Source organism: Halorubellus litoreus (genome assembly GCF_037081675.1).
Classification (GTDB): domain Archaea; phylum Halobacteriota; class Halobacteria; order Halobacteriales; family Natrialbaceae; genus Halorubellus; species Halorubellus litoreus.
In genome coordinates, this window is record NZ_JAZAQL010000001.1 from 863,175 (window position 1) to 889,608 (window position 26,434).

General features: G+C 68.9%; 24 protein-coding genes. 8 read left to right on the forward strand and 16 right to left on the reverse strand.

Annotated features, from left to right (window positions below):
• Positions 1-111: 111 nt before the first annotated feature.
• The 4 genes from hisE to VYJ16_RS04420 all read right to left on the reverse strand — a co-directional run bounded on the left by hisE (position 112) and on the right by VYJ16_RS04420 (position 1,845).
• Entirely contained in the window at positions 112-456 is a 345-nt protein-coding gene (gene hisE / locus VYJ16_RS04405) for a phosphoribosyl-ATP diphosphatase (protein WP_336349090.1), read from the reverse strand.
• Positions 453-902, reverse strand: a complete 450-nt coding sequence (locus VYJ16_RS04410) for a bifunctional nuclease family protein (RefSeq protein WP_336349091.1) — start codon at positions 900-902, stop codon at positions 453-455. Before VYJ16_RS04410 ends, hisE begins: the two co-directional genes overlap by 4 nt.
• Before the next feature lie 97 nt (positions 903-999).
• On the reverse strand, positions 1,000-1,599 hold the full coding sequence (gene pdxT / locus VYJ16_RS04415; RefSeq protein ID WP_336349092.1) for a pyridoxal 5'-phosphate synthase glutaminase subunit PdxT: 600 nt from the start codon (positions 1,597-1,599) through the stop codon (positions 1,000-1,002).
• A gap of 84 nt (positions 1,600-1,683) precedes the next feature.
• Positions 1,684-1,845 carry a preprotein translocase subunit Sec61beta gene (locus VYJ16_RS04420; RefSeq protein WP_323674512.1) on the reverse strand — a complete coding sequence of 54 codons (162 nt, stop codon included), beginning with the start codon at positions 1,843-1,845 and terminating at the stop codon, positions 1,684-1,686.
• A 184-nt stretch (positions 1,846-2,029) separates the two neighbouring features.
• Here VYJ16_RS04420 and VYJ16_RS04425 point away from each other — a divergent pair, with 184 nt between their 5' ends.
• On the forward strand, positions 2,030-2,299 hold the full coding sequence (locus tag VYJ16_RS04425) for a thioredoxin family protein (protein ID WP_336349093.1): 270 nt from the start codon (positions 2,030-2,032) through the stop codon (positions 2,297-2,299).
• Positions 2,300-2,388: 89 nt separating this feature from the next.
• Here the strand turns inward: VYJ16_RS04425 and npdG are convergent, their stop codons facing one another.
• Entirely contained in the window at positions 2,389-3,057 is a 669-nt protein-coding gene (gene npdG, locus VYJ16_RS04430; protein ID WP_336349094.1) for an NADPH-dependent F420 reductase, read from the reverse strand.
• A gap of 186 nt (positions 3,058-3,243) precedes the next feature.
• Here npdG and VYJ16_RS04435 point away from each other — a divergent pair, with 186 nt between their 5' ends.
• Complete coding sequence (locus tag VYJ16_RS04435; RefSeq protein ID WP_336349095.1) at positions 3,244-4,083, forward strand: response regulator; 840 nt, start codon at positions 3,244-3,246, stop codon at positions 4,081-4,083.
• 128 nt (positions 4,084-4,211) lie between these two features.
• Here VYJ16_RS04435 and VYJ16_RS04440 read toward each other — a convergent pair whose 3' ends face one another.
• The 3 genes from VYJ16_RS04440 to VYJ16_RS04450 all read right to left on the reverse strand — a co-directional run bounded on the left by VYJ16_RS04440 (position 4,212) and on the right by VYJ16_RS04450 (position 6,177).
• Positions 4,212-4,646, reverse strand: a complete 435-nt coding sequence (locus tag VYJ16_RS04440; RefSeq protein ID WP_336349096.1) for a hypothetical protein — start codon at positions 4,644-4,646, stop codon at positions 4,212-4,214.
• Between the two features lie 54 nt (positions 4,647-4,700).
• On the reverse strand, positions 4,701-5,171 hold the full coding sequence (locus VYJ16_RS04445; protein WP_336349097.1) for a hypothetical protein: 471 nt from the start codon (positions 5,169-5,171) through the stop codon (positions 4,701-4,703).
• Between the two features lie 130 nt (positions 5,172-5,301).
• A complete protein-coding gene (locus VYJ16_RS04450) occupies positions 5,302-6,177 on the reverse strand; it encodes a TIGR01548 family HAD-type hydrolase (RefSeq protein WP_336349098.1) in 876 nt (291 codons plus the stop codon).
• A 102-nt stretch (positions 6,178-6,279) separates the two neighbouring features.
• Between VYJ16_RS04450 and VYJ16_RS04455 the strand changes: the two genes are divergently transcribed.
• The 5 genes from VYJ16_RS04455 (at position 6,280) to VYJ16_RS04475 (ending at position 12,260) form a co-directional block, all read left to right on the forward strand.
• Positions 6,280-6,960 carry an MBL fold metallo-hydrolase gene (locus tag VYJ16_RS04455; protein WP_336349099.1) on the forward strand — a complete coding sequence of 227 codons (681 nt, stop codon included), beginning with the start codon at positions 6,280-6,282 and terminating at the stop codon, positions 6,958-6,960.
• 187 nt (positions 6,961-7,147) lie between these two features.
• A complete protein-coding gene (locus VYJ16_RS04460; RefSeq protein ID WP_336349100.1) occupies positions 7,148-8,266 on the forward strand; it encodes a tRNA (guanine(26)-N(2))-dimethyltransferase in 1,119 nt (372 codons plus the stop codon).
• A 109-nt stretch (positions 8,267-8,375) separates the two neighbouring features.
• Positions 8,376-9,827: a YhjD/YihY/BrkB family envelope integrity protein gene (locus VYJ16_RS04465; RefSeq protein ID WP_336349101.1), complete on the forward strand. Its 1,452-nt coding sequence runs from the start codon at positions 8,376-8,378 to the stop codon at positions 9,825-9,827.
• Entirely contained in the window at positions 9,824-10,684 is an 861-nt protein-coding gene (locus VYJ16_RS04470) for a phosphatase PAP2 family protein (protein ID WP_336349102.1), read from the forward strand. The genes VYJ16_RS04465 and VYJ16_RS04470 overlap by 4 nt, the downstream gene beginning before the upstream one ends.
• A gap of 97 nt (positions 10,685-10,781) precedes the next feature.
• Positions 10,782-12,260 (forward strand): carboxypeptidase M32, encoded by a 1,479-nt coding sequence (locus tag VYJ16_RS04475; RefSeq protein WP_336349103.1) that lies wholly within the window; start codon positions 10,782-10,784, stop codon positions 12,258-12,260.
• A 7-nt stretch (positions 12,261-12,267) separates the two neighbouring features.
• Here the strand turns inward: VYJ16_RS04475 and VYJ16_RS04480 are convergent, their stop codons facing one another.
• The 8 genes from VYJ16_RS04480 to mutS all read right to left on the reverse strand — a co-directional run bounded on the left by VYJ16_RS04480 (position 12,268) and on the right by mutS (position 25,930).
• Entirely contained in the window at positions 12,268-12,555 is a 288-nt protein-coding gene (locus tag VYJ16_RS04480) for a hypothetical protein (protein ID WP_336349104.1), read from the reverse strand.
• Positions 12,556-12,616: 61 nt separating this feature from the next.
• Complete coding sequence (locus VYJ16_RS04485; protein WP_336349105.1) at positions 12,617-13,852, reverse strand: PAS domain-containing response regulator; 1,236 nt, start codon at positions 13,850-13,852, stop codon at positions 12,617-12,619.
• 69 nt (positions 13,853-13,921) lie between these two features.
• Complete coding sequence (locus VYJ16_RS04490; protein ID WP_336349106.1) at positions 13,922-14,272, reverse strand: hypothetical protein; 351 nt, start codon at positions 14,270-14,272, stop codon at positions 13,922-13,924.
• Positions 14,273-14,390: 118 nt separating this feature from the next.
• The gene (locus tag VYJ16_RS04495) at positions 14,391-16,367 is read right to left on the reverse strand and encodes a cation:proton antiporter domain-containing protein (RefSeq protein WP_336349107.1); all 1,977 of its coding nucleotides are present in this window, start codon (positions 16,365-16,367) and stop codon (positions 14,391-14,393) included.
• A 176-nt stretch (positions 16,368-16,543) separates the two neighbouring features.
• Positions 16,544-18,541 (reverse strand): AMP-dependent synthetase/ligase, encoded by a 1,998-nt coding sequence (locus VYJ16_RS04500; RefSeq protein ID WP_336349108.1) that lies wholly within the window; start codon positions 18,539-18,541, stop codon positions 16,544-16,546.
• Positions 18,542-18,833: 292 nt separating this feature from the next.
• Positions 18,834-20,819: an AMP-dependent synthetase/ligase gene (locus tag VYJ16_RS04505; RefSeq protein WP_336349109.1), complete on the reverse strand. Its 1,986-nt coding sequence runs from the start codon at positions 20,817-20,819 to the stop codon at positions 18,834-18,836.
• A gap of 133 nt (positions 20,820-20,952) precedes the next feature.
• The gene (locus VYJ16_RS04510; protein WP_336349110.1) at positions 20,953-22,914 is read right to left on the reverse strand and encodes an AMP-dependent synthetase/ligase; all 1,962 of its coding nucleotides are present in this window, start codon (positions 22,912-22,914) and stop codon (positions 20,953-20,955) included.
• A gap of 286 nt (positions 22,915-23,200) precedes the next feature.
• On the reverse strand, positions 23,201-25,930 hold the full coding sequence (gene mutS / locus VYJ16_RS04515; protein ID WP_336349111.1) for a DNA mismatch repair protein MutS: 2,730 nt from the start codon (positions 25,928-25,930) through the stop codon (positions 23,201-23,203).
• A 289-nt stretch (positions 25,931-26,219) separates the two neighbouring features.
• Between mutS and VYJ16_RS04520 the strand changes: the two genes are divergently transcribed.
• The gene (locus tag VYJ16_RS04520; RefSeq protein WP_336349112.1) at positions 26,220-26,414 is read left to right on the forward strand and encodes a hypothetical protein; all 195 of its coding nucleotides are present in this window, start codon (positions 26,220-26,222) and stop codon (positions 26,412-26,414) included.
• The last annotated feature ends 20 nt before the right edge of the window (positions 26,415-26,434 follow it).

Sequence of the window (26,434 nt, forward strand, 5' to 3'; positions counted from 1 at the left end):
ACGCATACCGAGGACGGGTTGTTGAAGCTTGTTGAACAGCAAGCAACGCAGAGAGAGTTTCCATTGGCTATTTCCAACGGTTTCGGTCGTTGCGTGTGTTGACGGCGGTCGCTACCGGCGCGACGCCAGCTCCTCCCGGAGCGCCTCCAGGGGGACGTCCTTCATCGCCAACAGCACGAGGAGGTGATAGACGATGTCCGCGCTCTCGTGCGCCATCTCGTCGTGGTCGTCGTCCTTCGCCGCGAGCACGAGCTCCGTCGTCTCCTCGCCGAGCTTCTCCAAGACCGCGTTCTCGCCCTTCTCGTGCGTGAACAACGACGCCGTGTACGAGTCCTCCGGGAGTTCGCGCTTGCGGTCCTCGATGACCGCGAACAGCTCCTCGAGTATCTCGTCCGCGGACTCGCCGGCACGCTCGTCGACCGCCTCACTCGCGTCGCTCCCGTCGGAGTCCGTCATGGGTAGTCGGTCACCTCGCGGACGTCGTCGAACTCGTCGAACTCCGCCGGGTCGCTCCGGCCGCTCTCGAAGACGGCCTCGGTCATCTCGATGGGGACGTTCGTGCGCGCGGCCAGCGCCAGGCAGTCGCTCGGGCGCGCGTCCACCACCGTCTCCCCGCGGGGCGTCTCCAGGTGGAGGTCCGCGATGTACGTCTTGTCCTCCACGCGACTGACGACGACCTTCTCGACGCGCCCGCCGAGTTCCTCCATCACGTCGAGCAGGAGGTCGTGCGTGAGCGGTCGCCCGATGTCGGTCGCGTCCATCCCGCGAGCGATGGCGAGCGCCTCCTCGCCGCCGACGAAGATGGGGACGACGTCGTCCCGGTCGTCGACCGCGAGCAGGACGACTGGTGCCGGCCCGTCGTGGGTAGCTGCCACGCGAACCGAGTCGATCTTCGCATGCATAGGCGTCCGGTCGCCCGCCAGCGGGAAAAACACATCTACTCGGGGAGGGCGCCTCGTCTCGAAGCGCCATGTCGCTGCCGCGAGCGCGCGCTCGCGGTCAGGCGTCGACCGCGACCGAATCGAAGAACGCGAGGTCGTGGACCCGCGAGTCCGTCGTCAGTTCGGGGTGGAAGCTCGTCCCGACGACCGCGCCCTGCTTGACCGCGACCGGGTTGTCGTCCCAGGACGCGAGGACCTCCACGTCGTCGCCGACGTCGTCGATGACGGGTGCGCGGATGAACACCGCGGGGAACGGGTCGTCGAGACCAGCGACGTCCAGTGGCGCTTCGAAGCTGTCCTTCTGGCGGCCGAACGCGTTCCGGTCGACGGACACGTCGAGCACGTCGAGTTCGCGGACGCGGTCGTCCTTCGCGTCCCGGGACGCGACGATGAGGCCCGCACACGTCGCGAGCAGTGGCTTCCCGGCGTCGACGTGCGCGACGATCTCCGGCGCGATACCCTCGTCGTGGAGGAGTCGCGAGATGGCGGTCGACTCGCCGCCCGGGAGGAGGAGGACGTCGCACTCGGGGACGGTCCCGGACTGGCGTATCTCGTGGACGACCACGTCCTCGCCGTGCGCTCGGCCCGCGCGGCGGATAGCGTCGGCGTGCTCGGAGACGTCGCCCTGGACCGCGACGACGCCCGCAATCAGTGTCATGCTCGGCGCTAGGCGATGTGAGAACAAAAACGGACGGCATCCGTCGTCGATGATGACGGACCAATCGGAGAACGGGCGACCGCTTCAGAGTGCCGCCGACAGGACGAGCACGAAGACGCCGAAGAGCGCGCCGACGGCGACGACGGTACGGGGGTCGATGCGGATTGCGTTACGGTCCTCGGCGTCGAAGTACCGGACGAGCCCCGCACTGGACATCAGGCCGCCGGAGTTCTGACCACTGCTCATGAGTGTCCTTCGGCGGCGCGACCCACTAAACCTTTCGACCCGCGGATTCGCCCGTTGCGTCGGGCTCGACCGCGAGCGTGCCACGGAGCGATCGCTCGAACCGGTGTCCGTGGTCGGTCTGGTGACGGGCGCACCCGTCAACCAAACCCTTAACCGGTCCGGTGGGCAAGTTCGCATCGATACGATGACGGTGACACTCAAGGACTTCTACGCCGACTGGTGTGGCCCCTGCAAGACCCAGGACCCCATCCTCGAGGAACTCGAGGAGGACTGGGAGGGCCGCTTCCAGGTGGAGAAGGTGAACGTCGACGAGGAGCAGGACGTCGCGAACGAGTACCAGGTTCGGTCACTGCCGACGCTCGTCGTCGAGAACGACGACGGTATCGTCGAGCGATTCGTCGGTGTCACGCAGCGCGAGGACCTCGAGGACGCCCTCGAGCAGGCCGGCGCCTGAGCCGGAACGCTGCGCGCTTCCTTCGTTCTTCGAGGCTCGTGAGCGACGGCGCTGGGTCGTTCGACCCAGGAGTGGTTGCGGCCGAGTCCCTACTGGAACTTCACGCCGACGTCGTGCATGCCGTCGTTGTGTCGCGCGATGTTGATGACGAGTGGCGTCACGGACTCGACCTCGCTCGCGTTCGCGATGGGGCCGGCGTCGAGCGCGCGGAGCCCCTCGATGGCGGCCGCGAGCTGGGAGACGGTGTCCTTCGCGTCGGGGTCGTCGCCGACGAGGAGCGTGTCGAGGTCGAGTTCGACGTCGAGGTTCGCGAGCCGGTCGGCGCTGAGGTTGTGGAACGCGCCGACGACCGGGACGTCGTCGGGGGCGGCGCGGGCGGCGAGCGCGGTGACGCTTCCCGCGCTCGGTGCGTGATAGTGCATGCCGTCCTCGTCGCCTTTCATCCCGACAGCCGGGGAGACGAGGACCGTCTCGGAGTCGAGCTTGTCCGCGACGGCGTCGACGGTGTCGCCGACGTGATACGGTGGGACAGCGAGCACGACGACGTCCGCGCGGTCGGCCGCCATCGCGTTCTCGAACCCCTTCACGGTGACTTCGCGGCCGCGCGAGTCGAGTTCGGTCTCGTACTCCTCGGCCTTCGTCCGCGCTTTCTCGGGGTCCCGAGAGCCGATGATGACCTCGTGGTCGGTGTCGTACGCCCAGCGGAGCGCGAGCCCCTGGCCGATGTCGCCGGTACCGCCGAGTAGTGCGATTCGCATGCGTCATCGTGCGTGTGGCGTGCGATTAAGCGTTTGGAACACGGTCGTCCTGTCGGACTCCCAGATTACTGCTGGCAGCGAGGCGACGGTATCGACGGTGGTCGCCGGTGTCGGTATCCGGTGACTACTCCCCGGTAGATGGCAACTACAGTACTAGTTTATGCTGGTAGGAGCTGTATGTCTGTCATGGAATCCCCCCGAAGCCCGGCCGTAAGCGTGCTGCACGTCGACGACGACGACCGAATCCTCGAACTCGTGCAGACGCGACTCGAACGCGAGTTCGACCGCCTCCACGTCGACACGACCACGAGCGTCGACGACGCCATCGCCGCCTTGGAGGACGACGTCGACTGCATCGTCACCGACTATCGGATGCCGGGCGACGACGGCCTCGACCTCCTGAAGCGCATCCGCGTCGCCGACCCGCACGTGCCCGTCGTGTTCTTCACCGGCCACGGGAGCGAGGAGATCGCTGCGGAAGCGATCAGCGCGGGCGTCACGGACTACCTCCAGAAGGGCGCGGACGAGAGCACGATAGCGCTCCTCGGGAATCGCGTGCTCTCGCTCGTCGACCGTCGGCGCGCCGACGAGGCGGCTCGCGACGCCGACCGGCGCGTTCGCCAGGTCTACGAGCGCATCAACGAGGCGTTCCTCGGGCTCGGCCGCGAGTGGGAGGTCACGTACGTGAACGACCGCGCGGAGGAACTGCTCGACGTCACCGAGGACGACGTCGTCGGCGAGGAGGCGTGGTTCGTGCTCCCGGCGCTCGACGGCGAGTTCCGCGAGCACGTCGAGGCGGCTCGCGAGGCACAGGAACCGGCGACGTTCGAGTATCCCGCGGAGGACCGCTGGTTCGAGGTCGCCGCGTACCCGAGCGAGGACGGCGTCTCCGTGTTCCTCGCGGACACCACCGACGAACACGCGGCGAAGCGCGCGGTCGCGGCGCTCTCGAAGGAGCTCGACACCGCGAACAGCCAGTTCCGTCAACTCCAGTCGCGGCTCGCACGCCCGCCCCGCAAGTTCTGACGTGCGGACGGCTGGACGACGGGCACCGACCGCGTGACGCGGTCGGTACGTGACGGTCGGCGACGGTGTGGGGAGGGAGTACAGTCGAAGGGAGTCCGGCCGGAGGGGGGTTCGGTCGGTTCGGACGGTCAGTTCTGACGGTAGTACGCGTCGCGGTCGTACCAGTCGAGAGCGTCGGCGACCCTGTCGCCGAGCCAGCGAGTCCCGAGGAGCGAGGACGCGACGATGCCGACGACGAGGAGGTCGCTCGCGACGTCGGCGGCGTCCGCGAGCGCGAGGGCGGCGGTGACGAACGCGAGGGCGGCGAGGAGTTCGACCGCCCAGCGCCGGCCCTCGACCGGTATCAGGAGCCGGTCGTATCCGCCAGCGAACACCAGGACGACGGTGGCCGCAGCGCCGGTGAGGCCGGCGCCGGCGAGCGGTACGGCGAGCGACGTCGCGGTCGCGTCCGGCGCGAGCACGACCGCGAGAACGAACCCGACGACGGCACCGCCGGCGAACGTGACGAGTGCGCCGAGGACGCGGTCGACGCGAGGGACGGCGTTCGTGGAGGAGGGCTGCATGCGCGACCGTGCCGGCGCTCGGCAGTTGAAGCTTCGGCTTCCGCTGGCGGGTCGTCACCGGTGGTCGCTATCGGCCGTCGGTCGCGGTCTCCGGCGCCACGCGTAGGCGTCGCGGTCGTACCAGTCGCGCGCCTCGGCGACGCGCTCGCCGACGTGGACGGTCCCATAGTACACGACAGCGGCACCGAGCGCCACCCAGACGATGGTCAACGTGGGGACGAGGTCGACGAGCGCGGACGCGGCGAGGACGGCGACCGCGACGACCGCGAGTTCTATCGTCCAGCGACGCCCCTCCACGGCGACGCGGAGGTACGCGTACCCGTCGCCGAGGACGAGCAGGAGCGTCCCGAGGACGCCAGCGATGGCGCCGCGAGCGACGCCCGCGGGGCCGGCCGCGGCGGGGAGCGTCGGGTCGACGAACGCGGCACCGAACGACCCGACGCCGGCGGTGACGAAGAACGTGAGCGCCGCCCCGAGCGCGCGGTCGACGGGCGGAACTGGCGCGGCGTCGGACCCGAATTGCACGCGTACAACGCCCCGAGCGCGACACATCAATCTTCCCGTCGCAACGGCGGGCGGTCGCCGCTCGCAATCGCTCGATAGAGTACGGCGGGCGGTCGCCGCTCGCAATCGCTCGATAGAGTGAGGCGAGCGGTCAGTCGTCGAGGAACGCGGGGAGGTCCTCGATGGAGTCGAGAACGGCGCTCGCACCCGCGGTCTCGTACTTCTCGCGGCCCGAATCGCCGGTGAGGCCGCCGGTGAGGACGCCGATACCGTAGTAGTCGCGGTTCGGGTCCGCTTCGCTGGCGTTCACGGCTGTCTCGACGTCGTCGAGCGTGTCCCCGACGAACGCGACGGAATCCGCGGCGAAGCGCTCGGCGAGCGTCGTGAGCGCGTACGGATGCGGCTTCCCCTCCTCCCAGTCGTCCATCGTGAACCGGTGCTTCGCCGGGAGGTCGAGGCCGACGCGGTCGAGCGCGATCCCGGCCTCCGCCGCGGGCCGACCGGTGACGACGCCGACGTCGAACCGCCGCGTCAGCGCGTCGATGGTCGCCGTGCTCGCGAGCACCGGTTCGTCGTGGATGAAGCCCTCGCCCGCGATATCGGGGTCCGGCTCCTGGTCCTCGATGCCGCGGTAGAGGTCCGCGCCGAGATAGAGCTGCTGGAAGACGTCCCGGAGGCGTTCGCGGTCCCAGTCGCGGCGTACGCGCTCGGTCGCGTTCCCGCCGAGTTCCGCGCGCACGACGCGCTCCGCGGCGTCGACGCCACCGCCTTCCTCGGCGATGCGGTCCGTGTACGCGTCCATCGAGAGCCCGAGGCCCTCGCCCTGCGCGAGCACGAACAGCGCCGCGGCGTACGTCAGCTCCCAGTCGTTGTTGAACCCGCCGGCGTCCTTGAACTGCTGGATGTCGTCCTTCCTGATGGTGCGCCCGTACACCGTCTCGATGCTCTCCACGATGGCGCGCCGATAGGAGCCAGCGACGTCCACGAGCACGCCGTCCACGTCCAGTACGACCGCGTCAACGTCCATGCGCGACCCGACGCGGGCCGGGGGCAAGAGCGTCCCGACTCGGCCCGAGCGAACGACGCCAGATGGCCACACCTAAGCGCGGTCACGACGCACCCGCCAGTCGTGGCAATCCAGATACACGAGGGCGTCTGGCAGATCGACTGCCGGACGCGCGACCAGCCGAACGTCTACGTCGTCGACGACGTAGACGTAACGCTCGTCGACGCCGGCTGGCCCGGCGACGCCGACACGGTGCGAGCGGGGGTGCGCGACGCGGGCTTCGAACTCGCAGACGTGGACCGCGTCCTCCTGACGCACTACGACGCGGACCACGTCGGGTCGCTCTCGAGACTGACGCCGGAACTCGACGCGCCCGTCCACGTTCACCGACTGGAGGCGCCCTACGTCGCCGGGGAGCGACTGCCGCCGTGGACCGCCCGTCGCGGAGTGGAAGCCCTCCACCGGCTCTACTACCGGCGGCTCACGCTCCCGGACCTCCCGGTTCGACCGGTCGAGGACGACGACACGATTGGCGGGTTCCGAGCGTACCACACGCCGGGGCACACGCCCGGCCACGTCGCCTACGTCCACGACGCACACTCGGCGGTGTTCCTCGGCGACCTCGCGTACGCCCTCGGCGACTCGCTCCGCGCATCCGGGCGACTCCTGAGCTACGACCACGGCCAGGTCACCGAGAGCGTCCGAGCGCTGCGCGACCGAACAGACGACGTCCGCTACGTCTGCCCTGGACACGGCCCGCACCTCGAAGGCGCCCACGACCGGCTGTCCGAACTGCTCGACTGACCGCGAGCGCGGGACGAACGGAGCGAAACGCATCGCGTTCCAGTCCCCAATGAAGCCGACGACCGAACGGTCGCCGGATGCTCCTCCGGCCACAACACACCAGAACCGACGACCGAGCGGTCGCCGGATGCTCCGCCGGCCAGCGGACTCCGCGTCGCTTTTGCGCGTTCGCGGTCAGTGGTCGAGCATGGAGGTCACGGAGGGCGCGGTGACGGTCGAGGTACCCGAACAGGAGGGGGAGGGGAAGACGGACGCGGTGTTCTTCAATCCCGTCCAGGAGTTGAATCGCGACCTCACCGTCGCCGTCCTGGACGCGTACCGCGAGCGCGAGGAGCGCGCGGAGACGTACCTGGACGCGATGACCGCGACCGGGATCCGCGGCGCTCGCGCAGCGGCGCAGGGCTGGGACGTGACGTGCGCGGACGTCGACCCCGAAGCGGTCGAACTCGCCGAGTCGAACCTCGCGCGGAACGACCTCGACGGCCGCGTCCTCGAACGCGACGTCAACGCCCTGCTGTGGGACGAGTACGTCGACGTCGTCGACATCGACCCGTTCGGGTCGCCGATGCCGTTCGCGGACGCCGCGTTCGCCAACACGAGGGACCTCGTCTGCATCACCGCGACCGACACCGCGCCGCTATGTGGCGCGCACTTCGACTCCGGCGTCCGCTCGTACAGCGCCGTCCCGCGGAACACGGACTTCCACGCCGAGATGGGGTTGCGCATCCTCCTGGGTGCGCTCGCGCGGACCGCCGGCCGGTTCGACGTCGGCGTCGACCCGATATTCACGCACGCCACGAGTCACTACGTCCGCACGTACCTCGACTGCACGCACAAGGCCAGCGCCGCGAACCGGAGCGTCCAGGACGCCCAAGGGTACCTGTATCACTGCGAGGACTGCCTCTACCGCGAGTCCTCGCGCGGACTCGTCGCCGACCCGCCCGAGGCGTGTCCGCGCTGCGAGAGCAACCGCATCTCCGCCGCCGGCCCGCTCTGGCTCGACGCGTACGTCGACCGCGAGTTCACCGCGAGCGTCCGCGAGCGCGTCACCGACGACATGGGGACCGCCGAGAACGCACGCGAACTCTGCACGACGCTCGAACGCGAACTCGACGAACCGAGTCACTACGACCAGCACCGCCTCTGCAAGCAGTGGGGCGTCGGCGCCCCCGCGATGGACGCCTTCCTCGACGCCGTCCGCGACGCCGGCCACGACGCCAGCCCCGCGCACTACGGCGGCACGACGTTCAAGACGACCGCGAGCATCGACGCGATGCGCGACGCCGCGAGCGACCTCGGCCCCTGACCGCTCGAGTGCAGGGTGAAGACCACCAAGCGGTCGACGTGGTACGGAGTCCGGAGACCCCCGTCACGTCGGGCGGACCCTTTTCCGCGTCCTCGTCGAACGATACGGCGTGCTCTCGGGAGGAATCCGTCGAACCGTCGGCGTCGGCCGCGCGACCATCGCGCTCGCTCGCAGCGAGCAGATCACGTTCCTCGCCGCCGCCATCGCGTACTACGCGTTCGCCTCCGTCGTCCCGCTAGTCGTCCTGACCGCGGTCGTCGCGAGCGTCCTCGGCGGCGAAGCGCTCGCAACCGACCTCGTCGCCGTCCTCGGCAGCGTCCTGACGCCCGCCAGCCAGGACGTCCTCCTGTCGACGCTCACGACCACCACCGGCCGAGGCAGTGCAACGTTCGTCGGCGTCGTCGCGCTCCTCTGGAGTTCCCTGAAGGTGTTCCGCGGGCTCGACACCGCGTTCTCGCTCGTCTACGGGAACGACGGCACGCCCGGGTTCCTCGACGCGATCGTCGACGGCGTCGTCGCGCTCGCCGCCGTCGGCGTCGCCATCGGCGCGAGCGTCGCGCTCCTCGCCACGCTCGCGTTCGTCGACCTCCCGTACCTCGACCGTGCCGGGTTCGTCCTCGAGGTGTTCGTGCTCGCCGCCGCGTTCTACCCGCTGTACTACCTGTTCCCGGACGTCGACGTCGAGTACACCGAAGCGGTTCCGGGCGCGCTCCTCGCGGCCGTCGGCTGGACGGCGTTCTCCGGGCTCTTCCGGTTGTACGCCGAGAACGCGGAGAGCTTCGCGGTCTGGGGCGTCCTCGGCGCGGCCCTGGTCGTCGTCACGTGGCTGTACGTCGGCTCGATACTCCTCCTCGTCGGCGCCGCCGTCAACGCCGTGCTCGCGGGCAGGGCGCTCCCCGCCGTCGAATCGGACGTCTCCGCGACCGTCGACCGGCACCTTCAAAGTGCGGGCTTGCGACACACCGAACCAGCAATGGGGGACGACGACCGCGAGGACTCCCGGGACGTCGACGCGACCGACGAGCCACAGGACGACGTCGAGACCGGTGCCACCGACGAACCACGAGACGACGCGGATACCGGTGGGACCGACGAGCCACGGGACGACGCGGCCGCCGCGAGCGCGACGGGCAGCGCCGCGAGCCACGACCACGCCCCGTCGGAGACCTCCGGCGAGACCGACGAACCGGACCCCGAGGCGTTACGCGAGGAGATCGAGGAACTCCGCCAGGAGCTCGAGTCGTTCGAGGACGACGTCGACGACCGCACCCTCCACCGGGACGAGATCGAACGCGACCTGAAGCGGTACGTCCGCCGGCGCGTCCGCCGCGGGAAGGCCCGCGGGTGGGGGCCGTACCTCGTCCTCCTGTACGGGACCGTGATGACGCTCGGCGTGTTCTACACGCCGTACCTCGGCGACGGCTGGGCGATCTTCGCGATGATCGTCATCTGGCTGTCCACGCTCGGCCTCTACGCGCTGATGCTCCTCGTCGGCCTCGGCGTGAACGCCGTCCGCGCGCCGGGACGACTCCGTGACGCCATCGGCGACTGGCGGTCATGAGTCGGAGCGTCGGCGTCGCGGAGTTCCTCGCGGGCCTCGTCCCGCCGTGGGCGCTCCCGGTCGTCCTCGTCGCGACGACGCTCGCGGAGGCACCCATCGTCGTCGCGCTCGTTCTCGGCCGGTACTGGTTCCGGGACCGCGGCGACGGGATGCGCCTCGCTATCGTGGTGGCGACGGCGTTCGCGGCGATGCTCGCGCTCAAGCACCTGTTCGCGCTCCCGCGGCCGCCCGCGGAACTGCGCGCACCCGTCTCGGCGGTCCCGGCGCCGTTCGACGTGATCTACGAGAGCTTGCTCGACACGGACGAGTCCGGGTTCCCGAGCGGGCACACGACCATCGCCGCCGCGGTGTTCGGCGGGGCGGCGCTGGACGCCGAGAACCGTCGGAAGTGGCTCGGCGTCGCTGCGGTCCTCGTCGCGCTCGTCGGCGGGTCGAGGCTGTTCCTCGCCGTGCACTACCTCGCGGACATCGCGGGCGGCATCGCGCTGGCCGCGGTCGTCATCGGTGCGGCGCGGCTCGCTGACGGCTGGCTGGAGGCGCCGAAGGGCGCGCTCGCGGTCGGGAGCGTCGGCGTCCTGCTCTCCGCGGCCGTCCTCCCCGGGTCGCCGGAGGTGCTCGCCGCCGCGGGCGTCGTCGTCGCCGTCGGCCTCATGTGGCTGAGCGTGGACGTCCCCGAGGAACCGTGGACGCTCTCGGTCGGGACCGCCGAGCGCGCGCTCGTCGCCGTCGGTATCGGCGCGCTCGCCGCGACCCCCATCCTCGTGTTCGGGATGACGCCCGTGCTCGCGTTCGTCGTCAGCGTCGTCGGGGTGAGTGCGGCCGTCGCCGTGCCCGCGTTCGACGACCTGGAACGCTGAGTCGGCACTCTCTGACTGGACGCCACCACGCTCGCCGAGCGCGTGGCGTGGTGCCGCTACCCAAACGACGATGCGGCTGGGTGTCGCGAGTGCTGGCATGAGCGCGTACGACGACCTCCTCGACCGGTACCGACGGTACTCGAACCTCGGGAACGCCGCGATGTTGTTGAACTGGGACCAGCAGGTGACGATGCCCGAGGGCGGGACGCCCGCGCGCGCCGAGCAGTCCGCGGCGCTGTCGGCGGTCCGCCACGAGCACTTCACGGCCGACGAGACCGGGCGACTCCTCGACGACGTCGACGAGAGCGACCTGAGCGACGCCGAGCGCGCGGTCGTCCGCGAGATACGCCACGACTACGAGCGGAACGCGGAGGTACCGAGCGACCTCGTCGACGACCTCACCCAGTTGCAGAGCGAGGCCCAGGAGACCTGGCAGGCCGCGAAGCGCGACGACGACTTCGACGCGTTCGCCGACTCCCTGGTCGACCTGAAGGCGCTGCATCGCGAGCGCGCCGCCCACATCGACCCCGACAAACCGGCGTACGCGGTGATGTTCGAGGACGGCGAACCGTACCTCCCCTTAGAGCGCGTCGAATCCGTGTTCGACGAGCTCCGCGAGGGCCTCGTCCCGCTCATCGACGACATCCGCGAGAGCGACACCGAGGTGGCGTGGCCGTTCGACGGCGAGTACGACCACGACGTCCAAGAGGCGCTGTCGCGGGACGTCCTCGACTACCTCGGGTACGACTGGAACAGGGGCCGCCTCGACGAGGCGCCGCACCCGTTCATGTCCGGAACGCAGTACGACGCCCGCATCACCACGCGGTACAGCGACGACGAACCGCTGGACGCGCTCACCGCGACCGTCCACGAGTTCGGGCACGCCACCTACCAGCTCGGGCTGCGCGACGACGCGTACGCGACGCCGCTCGGCGAACCGCGCTCGTCGGGCGTCCACGAGTCCCAGAGCCGGTTCTACGAGAACCACGTCGGGCGCACGAAGGCGTTCTGGGACGCGAACCGCGACCGGTTCGTCGAGCACTTCCCGCGCCACGACGACGTCTCCGCGCGCGAACTCTACGAGGCCGCGAACAAGGTCCGCCCGGACAACCTCGTCCGCGTCGAGGCGGACGAACTCACGTACCACATGCACATCATCCTGCGCTCGGAGATCGACCGCGCGTTCGTCGAGGGCGACCTCGCGGTCGACGAGATACCCCACGCGTGGAACGAGAAGATGGACGACTACCTCGGCGTGGTACCCGAGTCCGACCGCGAGGGCTGCCTGCAGGACATCCACTGGAGCTACGGGTTCGCGGGCTTCCAGAACTACACCGTCGGGAGCGTGCTCGCCGCCCAGATCGACCACGCGATGCGAGAGGACCTCCTCGTGGACGCGCTCGTCCGCGACGGCGACCTCGACCCCATCCACGACTGGCTCACCGAGCACGTCCACCAGCACGGCCGCCGGTACACGACGCCCGAACTCGTCGAGGAAGCCACCGGCGAACCGCTCACCGCAGAGTACTTTCTCGACTACGTCACCGAGAAGTACACCGACCTCTACGACCTCTAACCAGGCGTCAGAGGAGGTGCGCGAGCCCGCCCGCGAGGAGCGCGAGCCCGCACGCACCGACGACGACCGCGACGATCTCCGGGCCGTGCTCGCCGAACGGCGACGACGCCCAGTCGGTGTGCTCGTGGCCCGACGCCACCTGGACGGCGACGACCGCGAGCATCACCGCACCCGACCCCACCGAGACCGCGACGAGGAACGACCCCGTCGGGTCCGCGATCGTCGCGGCCGCGAGCACGAGGTTCGCGACCGCCGCGAGCGCGAGCGCCCCGCCGAGCGCGTCGTAGCGATCCATGGCCGACTCCTCGTACGCTGCCCCGAAAAAGCCACGTCACGGTTCCACGACGCGAGACCGACTAATCGTCGACGACCTGGATCGTGAACACGAGCAGTTCCAGGTCGCCAGCGTCGTCGTACAGCGGCGCGCCGTTCACCGACACCGTCAGTCGCTCTCCATCGTCGCGAACCACCGAATGCAGGAGGTTCTCGACGCGGACGTCGTCGCCCGGCGCCGACCGCTCCGCCTTCGCCTTCAGCGTCTCGAACCCCGTCTCCGCGGGCGGGAGCGGGTCGCCATCGGGCGTCTGGAGCTCCCACTCGTCGTCGTCGTACTGCCTGTCCAGCACCGCCTCCCGGGTCGTCCCGAGGATGTCGAGCGTGCGGTCGTTGATGAGGTGATACGACCCGTCGAGCTCGTTCACCATGATACCGACCGGGCTCGTCTCCAGGAGCTGGCGCGTCAGGTCGCGCTCCCGGCGCAGGTCCTCGCGGAGCTCGCGCTCCTCGGTCACGTCCGTGATGACGCCCTCGAGCGCGACCAACTCGTCGTTCTCGAACACGCCGCGGCCGCGCTCCCACACCCACTTCGACTCGCCGTCGGCCGTCCGGATCTCGTACTCGACCTGGAACGGCTCCCGCGCGTCGATCGCCGTCTGCACGACCTCCCAGATATCGTCGCGTTCGCCCTCGACGATGACCTCCTGCTCCCAGTTCACCGCCTCGGACTCCAGTTCCGACGGCGAGTACCCCGTGAGTGCCTCCGCGCCGTCGCTCACGAACGTCATCGGCCACCCGCGCTCGTTCTCGCAGCGATACACCATCCCCGGGAGGTTCGAGACGAGCGTCCGGAACCGTCGTTCGCTCTCCCGCAGCTGCTTCACGCGCCGCTCCAGCTCTCGCTCCGTCCGGTACCCGTCGACCGCGTTCTCGATGCGGTTCGCGAGCACCTCGTACTGCTCGGTCCCCGTCTCCTTCTGGAGGTAATCCGTGACGCCCTTCGAGATGGCGTCGCTCGCAACCTCCTCGCTCCCCTTCCCAGTGAACAGGATGAACGGGAGGTCCGGATGGTCCTCGCGGACCGCGTCGAGGAACTCGATACCCGTCATCCCCGGCATGTCGTAGTCGCTGACGATGCACTCGAAGTCCTCCGCCGCGAGCCGGTCGAGCGCGGTCGACGCGTCCTCGACGTGCGTCACGCTCAGCTCGCCTTCGCGTTCCAGGAACTCTCCGGCGAGCGCTCCGAGCTGGGCGTCGTCCTCGGCGTGCAACACGCGGACGTCACCACCCCGGTTGCGCTCGGCACCAACGGTCATCGCGGTGTGTTTGACCGAGGAACCGGGTAAGTGTTCTGTCCGCGCGAGTCGCGTCGCCGAACCGGCGACCTAGAGGAACTCGCGGACCTCGGAGTACCACATGTCGTGGTACTCGGTCGCGTCGATGGCGTCGGCGATGACGGCGGCGAGCGCGTGCCAGCAGCGCTCGGTCGGGTCCTCGGGGTCGAGGTTGTACTCGGCGTCCTTGCACGTGCAGCCGTCGCCCTCGACGACGTACTCCTCGCGGTGCCCGACGACGACCACGAAGTCCCGGTACTCCTTGACGCGCCCCTCGCTGACGGCCTCGATGGCGCGCTGGCCGCGGTCGCCGTGCACGTCGACGATGCGGCCGACGACGTCCGGCGTCAACTCGCCGGCGGCCCCGAGGTCGCGTCGCCACTCCTCGAAGGGATTCGTCACGACGACCACCCGACGCGGTCACTCACGCCCGAGTCGTACGGAGGCCACCGCCAAGTACGGTTCGGTCGGCCGACACCTCCGCGCGACGAGGAGTGGATGACAACCAGCGACGTCGCGGTCAATCGCTGGGGTTACAGACCGACATCGCCTCGCGGACGCCGTCGCGCCGCCCGAGGAGCGTTATCGAGTCGCCTCGTTGGAGCGTGAAGTCCGCGCTCGGCACCTCCGTCTTCCCCTCGCGCTCGACGAGCGCGATGAGACAGCCCTCGGGGAGTTCCGGCCCGATCTCGCGGACGGTACGGCCGGCGAGCTGTTCGCTCGTCACCTGGACCTCCTGGACGTCGCCGTTGTCGCCGATGTGCGTCATCCAGTTCGCGAGCGCCGGCCGCTCGATCTGGTTGTCGAGCGCCCACGCGGTCGCCATCGTCGAGGAGATTGTGCGGACGCCGAGGTCCTCGAACGCTTCGACGTTGTCCGGGTTGTTCGCGCGAGCGAGCACCTTCTCGGCGTTGAACTTCGAGTCCGCGAGCTGCGCGACGAGGAGGTTCACGTCGTCGTCGCCGGTCGCGGCGACGACGATCTTCGCGTTCTCCGCGCCCGCGGACCGCAGGACGTCGGTGTCGGTGCCGTCGCCCTTGTGGACGGTGAATCCGGCTTCGCGAGCGGTCTCGATGATTGCTTCGTCGTTCTCGATGAGGACGACGTTCTCTCCACGGTCTTCGAGGCGTTCGGCGAGCGCTCGGCCCACCTTGCCGCCTCCGACGACGAGTACACGCATTGGTATCACATCTAGGTATTCCGCGATCTGTCTGGCGAGCCCTCCTTCGAAGACGACGGTGAGGAGGATGACGAGGAAGACGGTGCCGACGAGGACGTCGGAGCTCGCCACGAGCGCGTCGGCTTCCTGTGCGAGCGCCGCTGCCTCGGCGCCCGAGGCGGCTTCGGCGGCTTCGCGGGTCTCGCTGGCGAGGCTCTCGAGTTCGAGCGCGAACAGCGTCGCGACGGACGCGGGGATGATGCCGCGCGGCCCGACGAGACTCACGAACATCCGTTCGGCGTTCGTGAGGCGGTCGCCGGTCGTCGAGACGAACACGAGTAGCGGCCGGAGGACGAGCGCGACGACGACCACGACCGCGAGTCCCTGCCAGCCGAGGGCGATGAGCTGATCGAAGTCGAGGAGGGCGGCGAGCGCGATGAAGACGAACGAGAGCACGAGCAGCGTCACGTCGCCCTTGAACTCCTCGATCTGCTCCTCGTAGGGGAGGTCGGTGTTCCCGAGGACGAGCCCAGCGGTCGCGACCGCTGCGACGCCCGCTTCGGTGAATATCTGGTTCGCGGCGGCGAACGCGACGATGGCGCCAGCGATGGTGAGCAGGCGCGCGTTCTGCGGGGCGTTGTCCGGCGACAGGTCGACGTACCGGATGAGGTAGTAGAGTACCGCGGCGACGACGAGGCCGACGAGGACGCCGGTGCCGAGGCGTTCGGCGAACAGGCGGACGTAGTCGGTGGCGGTCGGCGCGTCGAGCCGGAGCGTCTCGAAGATGACGACCGCCATGATGGCGGCGCTGACGTCGTTCACGATGCCCTCGGTCTCCAGGGCGGCCGCGACGCGGTCGCGGACCGGGACGACGGCGAGGATGGGCGTGATGACCGTCGGGCCGGTCGCGACGAGTAGCGACCCGATGAGGAAGGAGATAGTCCAGGACGCCCCGAGGAGGTAGTGGACGGCGATGCCGGTGCCGACGAACGCGATGACGGCGCCGACGGTCACCAGTCGGAGCGTCGCGGTCGGTGCCTCCCGGAGTTTCTCTATCTTCAGGTGGAACGCGCCCTCGAAGACGATGATGGCGACCGCGAGCCCGACGATGGTCGAGAGCGGGCCGGCGCCGCCGAACGTCTCAAGCGTGATGATGCCGAGGACGGATGGCCCGACGATGATGCCCGCGGTGATGAGGAAGAGGACGCTCGGAACGCGGAAGCGCGCACCGAGGACCTGGGAGCCGACGCCGAGCGCGACGATGAGGGCGACGAACGTCAGCAGGTTCAAGCCATCCCCACCTGTGGCGAGCACCGGCGCTATCTCGAAGCCGAGCATGTATCGGCCACGAACAGCGCCGACTCCTTAAAGGGGTCGTTTGCGGATGGTGCCATACGGGAAATCACTGGACGTGCGTCCAATTTTACTCTGCGAACGGGTTACGGACGGACGCCCGACCGGTTGACTCGGCAAAATTGACCATGTGGCGAGTTAGCGCCGCATCCGGGCCCGCCCTAGTCGTCCGCCGCGGCCTGCGACCGCTGGTCGGACTCGCCGTATATCTCCTCGACGAGCACGTCGTACCGGTTCTCGATGTTCCGACGCTTCTTCTTCATCGTCGGCGTCAACAGGTCGTTGTCCTCCGTGAACTCCTCGGTGACGAGCCGGAACTCCTTGATCTGCTCGTGCTTCTCGAAGCGCTCGTTCACCTCGTCGACCTCCTCCTGGACGACCTCGATGACGCGCTCGTGGGTCACCATCTCCTCGGGGTCCGCGGGGACGTCGACGCCCTCGCGCTCGGCGGCGTTCCGGAGGAACTCGAAGTTCGGCACGACGAGCGCCCCGATGAACTTCTCGCCGTCGCCCGTCACCATCACCTGCTCGACGACCTGACTCGACGCGAACGCGTCCTCGATCGGCGCCGGCGCCACGTTCTTCCCCGTCGACAACACGAGGATCTGCTTCGCGCGCTCGCGGAACACGAGGTAGTCGTCCGGTCGCTGCTGGACGATGTCCCCGGTACGGAACCAGTCCTCGCCGTCGTCTTCGGCGGGCGTGAACGCCTCCTCGGTCTCCCCCGGCTTGTTCCAGTAGCCCTCGGTGACGTTCTCGCCGCGCACGAGCAACTCCCCGATCTCGCCGAGCGCGTCCACCGACTCGTCCTCCGGGACGACGCTCGTATCGATCCGCGTCTCGACGCCCGGGAGCGCCGGCCCGATCGTCCCGATCTTCGGGTCCTCCGGCGGGTTCGAGGAGACGACCGGCGCCGCCTCCGTCAACCCGTACCCCTCGTAGATCGGGAGCCCCATCCCGTGATAGAGCGTACACAGCTCCTCGCTCAACGTCCCACCGCCCGAGATGAGGTAGTTGATGTTCCCGCCGAGCGCCCCCCGGACGTCACTGAACACGAGTTTGTCCGCGAGCCAGTACCGGAGTTTGAGTCCCGCTCCCGGCCGGTCCGACCGATAGTAGTCCCTGGAGACGTCCGTCGCCCAGTTGAAGATGCGCTCCTTGAACCCGGACTCCTGGGCTTGCTCGCGGATGGCGTCGTAGATCTTCTCGTAGACCCGTGGGACGCTCGTCGCCGTCGTCGGTTCGACCGCCTGGAAGTCCTCCTTCAGGGTGTCGACGCTCTCGGCGTACGCGACGCACGCCCCGGCGCCGAACTGGAGGAAGTGCCCGGTGAGCCGCTCGAAGACGTGCGCCAACGGAAGGTACGAGACGGTCCGCGTCTCGTTGTCGACCACGGGGTACTCGCTTCCCTTGTCCTCGCGGGGCCCGTACCGCTTGTACGTCTGGTTGACGTTCGCGCGGAAGTTCCGGTGCGTGAGCTTCACGCCCTTCGGTTGCCCGGTCGTCCCGCTCGTGTACACGAGACTCGCGAGGTCGTCGACGTCGGTCTCGTCCAGCCACGACTGATACTCCGCCTCGTCGAACCGGCTTCGCCCTTGCTCGTAGACGTCCGCGAGCTCGTAGACGCCGTCCTGGTCGTCGTACTCCGCGGGTAGCTCGTCGAGCGAGACGACGAACCGGACGTCGAGCGAGTCCGAGACCTCGAGCACGCGCTCCACGAGGGCCGCGTTCTCGACGACGACACCGGTCGCGCTCGGGTCGTCGAGCAGGTACCGGACCTGCGCGGACGACGACGACTTGTACACGGTCGTGACGACCGCGCCCGCCGACAGGAGCCCGAAGTCGCACTGCGCCCACTCCATGCGGGTGTCCGCGAACATCCCGACGCGCTGCCCGTTCTCGACGCCGAGCGCGCGGAACCCCGCGGCGAGCGACGTGACGACGTCGTGCATCTCCCCGTACGTTAGCGTCGCGTACTCGTCGTCGGGTGCTGCATCAATCGCGTCCGTGTTCGCGAGCGACCGCTCGTACACCCCGCCCTTGTACCGCTGTGCGGGCCGGTCCGGTTGCCGCGTCGCCGTCTCGTCGAACATCTCCGCGAGCGTGTTCATCCCCACCAGCTCGTCCGTGAACGTTCGCTCTGCCTCCGCCCAACTCATGTTCGGTCGACAATACAACCGAACCCCGATAAATCAAACCCCTCGTTACCAGTCCGCACGGTCGAAAGAAATCGCACGCAGGCGTCGACGGCCACAACACCCATGCGTTCCTTTCGTGAGCAAGGTCGGCGAATCGCACCGTCGACGAACCCGCACCGACCGCGCGCGAAACCGTCGTCACGGACCACCGCTCGCGGACCACGGCACGCACCGGAGCGTCGACCGGTACCACACCACTCGCACGCTCAGACCGCTCGCACAGCGCCGGCTCGCGTCCGCACGTCGCACTCACTCACGCCTCGACGCGCGCCTCCTCGTCCGCGTACATGTCCTCGACGAGGTCCTCGTAGCGCTCGTGGATGTTTCGACGCTTCTTCTTCAACGTCGGCGTCAACAGGTCGTTGTCCTCCGTGAACTCCTCGGCGACGAGCCGGAAGTCCTTGATCGTCTCGTGCTTCTCGAAGCGCTCGTTCACCTCGTCGACCGCGTCCTGCACGAGTCCACGGACCGTCTCGTCCGCGACCATCTCCGCCGGGTCCGAGGGCACGTCGACGCCCTTCCGCGACGCGACCTCACGAACGCCCTCCGGCGCTATCACGAGCAGCGCCGACACGAACTTCCGCTGGTCGCCGACGACCATGCACTGCTCGACGACCTCCGAGGACACGAACGCGTCCTCGATCGGCGCCGGCGCCACGTTCTTCCCCGTCGACAACACCACGAGTTGCTTCGCGCGCTCGCGGAACACGAGGTAATCGTCCGGTCGCTCCGTCACGATGTCGCCGGTGCGGAACCAATCGTCGCCGTCGTCGTCCGCGGGCGTGAACGCCGACTCCGTCGCCTCCGGCTTGTTCCAGTATCCCTCGGTGACGTTCGGCCCACGGATGAGGAGTTCGCCCGTCTGCCCGAGCGCGTCGTCGAACTCGCCCTCCGGCACCACCGACTTGTCTATCTTGTACTCCTGGTCGACGATCGCCGGCCCGATCGTCCCGATCTTCACGTCCTCCGCTGGGTTCGCCGCGACCGCCGGCGCCGCCTCCGTCAACCCGTACGCCTCCAGGATATTGAGGCCCATCCCGTGATAGAGCTGGTTGAGGTCGTCGCTCAACGTCCCACCGCCCGAGAGGAGCGCCTCGATGTTCCCACCGAGCCCCTGCTTTATCTGCTGGAACACGAGCTTGTCCGCGAGCCAGTACTTGAACCGGAGACCGGCACCCGGCCGCTCGGTGCGGTACACCTCGCGGGAGACGTCCGTCGCCCACTCGAAGATGCGTTCCTTCAACGCCGACTCGCGCGCCTGCTCGCGGATGCCGTCGTAGAGCTTCTCGTAGACGCGCGGGACGCTGTTGGCGACCGTCGGCTCGAGTTTCGGGAAGTCCTCCTTGAGGGTGTCCGGGCTCTCCGCGAACCCGACGCACACACCGAGATTGTACATGAAGAAGTGACCGGCGTGCCGTTCGAGAACGTGCGCGAGCGGGAGGAACGAGATGGAGACAGAGTCCGGCCGGACCTGCGGGACCGAATCGGGTTTGTCCGGTCGCGGCCCGTACCGCGTCACCATCTGATTGATGTTCGCGCGGAAGTTCCGATGCGTGAGCTGGACGCCCTTCGGCGGCCCCGTCGTCCCGCTCGTGTACACGAGACTCGCGAGGTCCTCGACGTCGCGGTCGTCCAGCCACGACTGGTACTCCGCCTCGTCGAACCGTTGTCGTCCCTGCTCGTAGACGTCCGCGAGCTCGTAGACGCCGTCCTGGTCGTCGTACTCCGCGGGCAGCTCGTCGAGCGAGACGACGAACCGGACGTCGAGCACGTCGGCCACCTGGAGGACGCGGTCGAGGAGTTCGGCGTTCTCGACGACGACGCCGGACGCCCCCGAGTCCGAGAGCAGGTACCGGACCTGCTCGGGCGACGACGACTTGTACACCGTCGTCACCACGCCGCCGGCAGCCAGAAGCGCGAGGTCGCACTGCGCCCACTCCATGCGGGTGTCCGCGAACATCCCGACGCGCTGGCCCGGTTCCAGGCCGAGCGCGCGGAATCCCGCGGCGAGCGACCGGACGATTTCACGCATCTCCTCGTAAGTCAGCGTCGCGTACTCGCCGTCCGGCGCCGCGTCGACAGCGTCCGTGTTCGCGAGCGACCGCTCGTACACCCCACCCTTGTACTTCTGCGCCGGGTCCGACAGGTTCCGGCCAGCGGACCGTTCGAACATCTCCGCGAGCGTCTCCATCCGAACGTGCTCCCCATCGTGCGCACGCTCGGCCTCTTGCCAATCCATGCCGGCAAAGACGTGGGGGCCCTCAAAAAGACTTGTAGCCGATGAATGACATTAACTCGCACGCCGAGAGCGGTGACCCACCGTCCACGCCGAACCGACCACCACGAACACCGCGACCGCGAGCGGTCGGCGCTTACTCGTCGTATATCGACGCGACCGCGTCCGCGTACCGCTCCAGGATGTTCCGGCGCTTCTTCTTCATCGTCGGCGTCAACATGTCGTTGTCCTCCGTGAACTCCTCGTCGACCACGCGGAACTTCTTGATCTGCTCGTATGACTCGAAGTCCGGGTTCACGCGGTCGACCTCCTCGCTGATACGGTCGTGGACGTACTCGTGCTCTGCCGCCGCCGCGTCCGCCTCGGGCAGCGCCACGTCGTCGTCGACCGCCTGCTCGCGGAGGTACTCGAAGTTCGGCACCATCAGCGCACCGACGAACTTCTCGCCGTCCCCGACGACCATGCACTGCTCGACGACCTGCGACGAGGCGAACGCGTCCTCGATCGGCGCCGGCGCCACGTTCTTCCCCGTCGACAACACGAGGATCTGCTTCGAGCGCTCCCGGAACTCCACGAACCCGTCCTCGCGCCGATGCACGACGTCACCCGTCCGGAACCAGTCGTCGCCACCGTCGTCGGCGGGCGTGAACGCCGCGTCGGTCTCCTCGGGCTTGTTCCAGTACCCCTCGGTGACGTTCGGCCCTCGCGCCAGCAGCTCGCCGACCTCGCCGGGGTCGTCGGCGAACGGCGCCTGCTCGACCGCCGCCTCGTCCACCCGCAGTTCGACGCCCGGGAGCGGATACCCGATCGTCCCGATCTCGGGTTGCTCGGGCGGATTCACCGTCAACACCGGCGCCGTCTCCGTCAACCCGTACCCCTCGAGGATGGGGAGCCCCATCCCGTGATAGAGCGCGCAGAGTTCCGCGGAGAGACTCCCACCGCCCGAGATGAGCATCTCGACGTTCCCACCGAGCGCATCCCGGACCTGCTGGAAGACGAGGCGGTCCGCGACGCTCGCCTTCGCACGCAACGCCAACCCCGGGTCGTCGGTCGTATGGTACTCGACGCCGACGTCCGTCGCCCAGTTGAAGATGCGTTCCTTCACCGACGATTCCGTCGCCTGCTCGCGGATGGCGTCGTAGATCTTCTCGTAGACGCGCGGAACGCTCGTCGCCGCCGTCGGCGACACGAGCGAGAAGTCCTCCTGGAGCGTGTCCGGGCTCTCCGCGTACGCCACGCACGCACCGGACCCGAACATCAGGAAGTGCCCCGCCAGCCGCTCGAAGACGTGCGCGAGCGGCAGGTACGAGACGGCGCGCGTATCCGCGTCGATGCTCGGGAGGCCCTCGCGGTCCGGACGCGGCCCGAACCGCTTCCGGATCATGTTCACGTTCGACCGGAAGTTCCCGTGCGTGAGTTGGACGCCCTTCGGTTGCCCGGTCGTCCCGCTCGTGTAGATGAGGCTCGCCAGGTCGTCGAACTCGCGCGCATCGACCCACTCCAGATACGTGTCCTCGTCGAAGTGCTTCGAGCCGAGGTCGTGGACCTCGTCGAGCGTGTAGATGTCGTCGCGACGCTGATGTCGTCGCTCCTCGAGCGTACTCATCGAGACGATGAACTCGAGGTCGAGGTCGTCCTCGACCGCGATGACGCGCCGGAGCATGTCCTCGTTCTCGACGACGACCGACGTCGCGTCCGGGTCCGACAGCAGGTACCGAACCTGGTTCTTCGACGACCCGGCGTACACGGTCGTGACGACCGCGCCCGCCGACAGGAGCCCGAAGTCGCACTGCGCCCACTCCATGCGGGTGTGCGAGAACAACCCGACGCGGTCGCTCGGCTCGACGCCGAGTTCACGGAATCCGGTCGCGAGATGCGCGACGATCGTCCGCATGTCCTCGTAGCTGATGGCACGGAATTCACCGTCCGGCGCCCCCGGGAGCACCGATTGCGTCATCGCACGGTCGTACACGCCGCCCTTGTACATCTGCGCGGGCCGGTTCGCGTTCCGCTGGGCGCTATCTTCGAACAATCGTGCGAGGTTCGTCTCCCCTGTGACCTCGTCCTCGTACTCCGTCTCCGCGTCCCGCCAGTCCATACCACACGATTATCCACCCAGGTACGATAAAACCCCTGAACCGAACGACCGTTTACGCACCGCGGCTTCAAGTCGGAAGCCGCGGCCAACGCGAGCGTGCCCTGACCCGTCACCGCGCGTCGACCCACCCCCTGCCGCGAGGCGAACGAACGTGACCCTCGACGCCCACCCCGGGCCAGCGCGACGACTCGACGCGCGACCCACATCACCCAATAGTCGCCCGCACGCCCCCAGGGACAGCCACCGCGACCGCTACTCGCCGTCGTCACCAACCTTCCAGCGACCGCTACTCGCCGTCGTCCAACCGCTCCTGCCACGCCTGCACGCGAGACAACAGCTCGACCGGTGCCGTCGCCGCCACGTCCACGTCCGCGAGTTCCGCGAGCACCTCGCGCTCGCGTTCGCTGAGCGCATCGTCGCCCTCGCCAGCGGTGCGCTCGCCGGCCACGTCGTCGTCCCGCGCCTCGACCACGTCGTCGCCACCGGTCGCGTCCGCGGTCGTCGCCCCGCCGTCCGCCGACGCCGACCCTGCACCGTCGTCGCTCGCGCGGAGACTCCCGCTCTCGAGGTCGAACACGACCTGCTGGGTCCCGCCACCCGTCCCGCCGTCGCTCCCGCGCGCCTCGATGGCCTCGTCCTCGCGTAGCCTGTCGAGGACCTCCCGAGAGCGGTCGACGACCGGACTCGGCACTCCAGCCAGGTCCGCGACGTGCACGCCGTACGAACGGTCCGTCGGGCCCTCGCGGACGGTCCGGAGGAACGTGACGTCGCCGTCGCGCTCGTCCGCCGCGACGTGCACGTTCACCACGCGTTCGAGGTGGTCGGCGAGCGTCGTCAGCTCGTGGTAGTGCGTCGCGAACAGCGTCTTCGCGCGCACCTCGTTGTGGAGGTACTCCGTCGCCGCCCACGCGATACTGATGCCGTCGTACGTCGCCGTACCGCGGCCGACCTCGTCGAGGATGACGAGCGATTCCTCGGTGGCGGTGTGGAGGATGTTCGCGAGTTCGGTCATCTCCACCATGAACGTCGACCGGCCCTGCGCGAGCTCGTCGAGTGCGCCGACCCTGGTGAAGACGCCGTCGACGACGCCGACGGTCGCGCCGTCGGCAGGCACGAAGCTCCCGACCTGCGCGAGCAGGACGACGAGCGCGGTCTGGCGCATGTACGTGGACTTCCCGCTCATGTTCGGGCCGGTGACGACCGCGAACCGCCGGTCGTCGTCGAGGTGGAGGTCGTTCGGCACGAACTCCGTGGTCTGCTCGACGACGGGGTGTCGGCCGGCGTCGACGTCGAGGACGTCCTCGTGCGTGAGTTCGGGGCGCGTCCAGTCGTTCGCGACGGCGTGCTCGGCGAAGCTCGCGAACGCGTCGACGCGCGCGAACGCTCGACCGACGTCCTGCAAGAGTGCGGCGTGCTCGGCGACCTCCTCGCGAAGGGTCTCGAAGCGGTCGCGTTCCAGGTCGCTCCGGCGGTCCTCGAGCTGGACGAGGTCGCGCTCGCGTTCCTCGAGTTCGTCGGTGACGAACCGCCGCGAGTTCTTCAAGGTCTTCACCTCGCGGAACCGCTCGGGCATCCGGTCGGCTTCGCTCTTCCCGACCTGGACGTACCAGCCGTCGGTCTTGTTCCGGTCGACGGTGACGTGCGTGAGTCCCGTCTCCTGTTTGACGGTGGCTTCGAGCGTGTCGAAGTACTCCTGGGCGGCTTCGTGGCGGTCGCGGGCGTCGTCGATGGCGTCGTCGTAGCCGCGAGCGAAGATGCCGCCCTGGGTCGTCGTCTGCGGTGGGTCGTCGACGAGTGCGGCGTCGAGTTCGTCGTGGAGGTCGGCGGCGCGCTCGCGGGTATCGGCGTCCAGCACGGTGGCGAGCGGGCTGTCGGCGAGCGTCGGGTCGTCGACGATGCGGTCGTGGACGACGGGGACGAGCGCGAGCGTGTCTCGGGCTCTCGCGAGGTCGCGTGGGTCGGCGCTCCCGCTCGTGGCTTTCGACGCGAGGCGTTCCAGGTCGTAGGCGTCCGCGAGGTGTTCGCGGAGGCCGTCGCGCGCGAGTGCGGCGGTGGCGAGTGCGTCAACGGCGGCCTGGCGGTCGCGGAGCGCGTCGACGTCGCGACGCGGGCGCTGGAGCCACGCGGCGAGCAGGCGACGGCCGGCGCTCGTGACGGTGTGGTCGACGGTCGCGAGCAGCGACCCCTCAGAGCCGCCCTGCATCGTCTCGGTGAGTTCCAGGTTCCGCTGGGTGGTCGCGTCGAGCGTGACGCGGTCGTCGTCGGCGAGCGTCCGCACTCGCGTCATGGAGGCGAGCACGCCGGCGTCTGTCGCGTCGACGTACGCGAGGACGGCGCCGGCGGCGCGGACGGCGGCGTCGGTCGCGCCGACGCTCTCGAACGTCTCCCGCCCGAAGTGCTCGCGGGCGACGTGGGTCGCTCTCCCGGGTGCGAACGCCTCGTCGTCGTGGAGCGTCAGTCGGGCGTCGGTGTGGTCGCGGAGTCGGTCGAGGGCGTCGTCGTCCCTGACGCCGGGGCCGGGGATGATCTCGGCGGGGTCGAACCGGTAGCATTCCGAGAGGGCGGCGTCGACGTCGTCGGTGCTGGTGACGACGAACTGGCCGGTGGTGACGTCCGCGAACGCGAGGCCGTACGCGTCGCCGTCGTCGACGATGGCGGCGAGATAGCGCGCGTCCGCGTCGGTCGTCTCGAGGAGCGTCCCTGGTGTGACGACGCGCGTGATGGCGCGTTCGGGGCCGTCCGCGCCGTCGTGCTGGTCGGCGACCGCGACGCGGTACCCGCGCTCGACGAGGCCCTTCAGGTACGGCGTGAGGTCGGCGACGGGGACGCCAGCCATCGGGTACGACCCGCCCTGGCTGGACTTCTCGCTCGTCTTCAGGTCGAGTTCGTCCGCGACGAGTTCCGCGTCGTCGCCGAAGAACTCGTAGAAGTCACCGACCTGCATCGCGAGCACGTCCGCGTCGGTCTCCTCTTTGAGTGCGAGGAACTCGCCGACGATTCCCGTCGCCGCTGGCATACGCGTTCCTCAGTTCCGCCGGGCGTAAAACCGCTCCGTTCCGCGGAACGTAGTCGTCGGTTCGAGTCGGCGAGGCGTCGAGGGCGTGGGCGAGGGTGAGGTCGTTGGCGAGAGCGAAGGCGAGGGCGAGGGTGAGGTCGTTGGCGAGGCGTCGAGGGCGTGGGCGAGGGTGAGGTCGTTGGCGAGAGCGATGGCGAGGGCGAAAGCGCGAGCGATGGCGAGGGCGAAAGCGCGAGCGATGGCGAGGGGGTCACAAGAGTTAACTCGGGTGCGAGCACCGGTTCGGGGTATGGCTCGCGGTGGGAACGACCACGACCGGAATCGGCTGATTCGCGCTCTCGTGTACTTCCTGGTTGCGTTCGTGGCGACGCCGGTTCTCGGCGTGGTGTTCCGCGTGGAGGTCGGCATCTCGTTCCTGATGGGTGGGGCGCTCGGAATATGTCTGGTCGTGGCCACGTTCGTGCTCGCGTCGACCGGACTCTGAACGCCACCCACCCGCGTTTG

Coding starts and splice junctions, on each gene's coding strand:
- hisE (WP_336349090.1), bottom strand. CDS start 456: ATGACGGACTCCGACGGGAGCGACGCGAGTGAGGCGGTCGACGAGCGT.
- VYJ16_RS04410 (WP_336349091.1), bottom strand. CDS start 902: ATGCATGCGAAGATCGACTCGGTTCGCGTGGCAGCTACCCACGACGGG.
- pdxT (WP_336349092.1), bottom strand. CDS start 1,599: ATGACACTGATTGCGGGCGTCGTCGCGGTCCAGGGCGACGTCTCCGAG.
- VYJ16_RS04420 (WP_323674512.1), bottom strand. CDS start 1,845: ATGAGCAGTGGTCAGAACTCCGGCGGCCTGATGTCCAGTGCGGGGCTC.
- VYJ16_RS04425 (WP_336349093.1), top strand. CDS start 2,030: ATGACGGTGACACTCAAGGACTTCTACGCCGACTGGTGTGGCCCCTGC.
- npdG (WP_336349094.1), bottom strand. CDS start 3,057: ATGCGAATCGCACTACTCGGCGGTACCGGCGACATCGGCCAGGGGCTC.
- VYJ16_RS04435 (WP_336349095.1), top strand. CDS start 3,244: ATGGAATCCCCCCGAAGCCCGGCCGTAAGCGTGCTGCACGTCGACGAC.
- VYJ16_RS04440 (WP_336349096.1), bottom strand. CDS start 4,646: ATGCAGCCCTCCTCCACGAACGCCGTCCCTCGCGTCGACCGCGTCCTC.
- VYJ16_RS04450 (WP_336349098.1), bottom strand. CDS start 6,177: ATGGACGTTGACGCGGTCGTACTGGACGTGGACGGCGTGCTCGTGGAC.
- VYJ16_RS04460 (WP_336349100.1), top strand. CDS start 7,148: ATGGAGGTCACGGAGGGCGCGGTGACGGTCGAGGTACCCGAACAGGAG.
- VYJ16_RS04470 (WP_336349102.1), top strand. CDS start 9,824: ATGAGTCGGAGCGTCGGCGTCGCGGAGTTCCTCGCGGGCCTCGTCCCG.
- VYJ16_RS04475 (WP_336349103.1), top strand. CDS start 10,782: ATGAGCGCGTACGACGACCTCCTCGACCGGTACCGACGGTACTCGAAC.
- VYJ16_RS04480 (WP_336349104.1), bottom strand. CDS start 12,555: ATGGATCGCTACGACGCGCTCGGCGGGGCGCTCGCGCTCGCGGCGGTC.
- VYJ16_RS04485 (WP_336349105.1), bottom strand. CDS start 13,852: ATGACCGTTGGTGCCGAGCGCAACCGGGGTGGTGACGTCCGCGTGTTG.
- VYJ16_RS04495 (WP_336349107.1), bottom strand. CDS start 16,367: ATGCTCGGCTTCGAGATAGCGCCGGTGCTCGCCACAGGTGGGGATGGC.
- VYJ16_RS04500 (WP_336349108.1), bottom strand. CDS start 18,541: ATGAGTTGGGCGGAGGCAGAGCGAACGTTCACGGACGAGCTGGTGGGG.
- VYJ16_RS04505 (WP_336349109.1), bottom strand. CDS start 20,819: ATGGATTGGCAAGAGGCCGAGCGTGCGCACGATGGGGAGCACGTTCGG.
- VYJ16_RS04510 (WP_336349110.1), bottom strand. CDS start 22,914: ATGGACTGGCGGGACGCGGAGACGGAGTACGAGGACGAGGTCACAGGG.
- mutS (WP_336349111.1), bottom strand. CDS start 25,930: ATGCCAGCGGCGACGGGAATCGTCGGCGAGTTCCTCGCACTCAAAGAG.
- VYJ16_RS04520 (WP_336349112.1), top strand. CDS start 26,220: ATGGCTCGCGGTGGGAACGACCACGACCGGAATCGGCTGATTCGCGCT.